The 833-nt window shown below is 58.8% G+C and carries 1 pseudogene; it reads right to left on the bottom strand.

The features are described from left to right. Positions 1-833, bottom strand: a pseudogene (locus AC1RAC_RS28280) (hypothetical protein); the annotation flags it as partial.

Raw genomic sequence — 833 nt, 5'->3', positions numbered from 1 at the left:
ACAATCACCCCGATCCGCACGGCATAAAAGTTGCCCACCTTGCCGGACTCCAACTCTGCCTGAACCGAAGCGCGCACCCGCACCTGCAACTCCGCACGCACCCGGTCAATGCTCTTTGGTGTCTTGGCCTCGGCCAGTTCCTCCAGGCGCAACTGCGGTGCTAATTTGCCCAGGCGCCAACTCACGGCGGTGGTCAGTACATGGGCCATGGCCTTATCAACACTATTTGGTGAACCGTAGGTGAATACGCCTTTGGCCAACTGCGCGTACCAGCCCATCAGAACGCCCATCTGCGAACGGGCCAGCCAGTCCATGGGCGCGAGTTTTTCGCCATCGGCCAGGACTTTGTTGGCTTTTTCGAAGGTATTGATGATGCTTTTACCGCGCTTGATTTCCTTGATCGCGATGGCAGCAATGTCCTTGAGCGGCAGACTGGCGAACAGTGATTTACTTTCGGTCAAACCGACCCGTGTGTGTTCGATGAGGTCCTGCTGATTCAAGGCATAACCGCGCCAGAACAGGTTGCCTTCGGCTATTTGCGTGTCTTCCCACCACTGCGCCAGCAGGGCTTGGCCCGGTGGGCACGCTTCCATACCCAAGGAGCACAGCGCGGCCTGGATCGCGAACGCCCAGCCACGTCGCAGGTCCTGTGGGTCATAGGCGTACAAGGCGTTAAGCAGGTAGGTGCTCTGCAAGACGGTTAAGTGGCCTGCGGCCCGCCCTTCAGCGACGGCTTCGCACTCGGCGGTTTTGGCGTCGAACTGCGCCAGTACTGAGTCCGCCTCATTCATGTCAAGTTGATCAAACAGCTTAAGCGCCTGCTCACCGGCACG

The sequence above is a fragment of the Pseudomonas sp. GW823-FHT02F05 genome (assembly GCF_058797315.1).
Note: the sequence above shows the minus strand (reverse complement) of the source record. Positions and strands in the feature narration are given on the sequence as shown.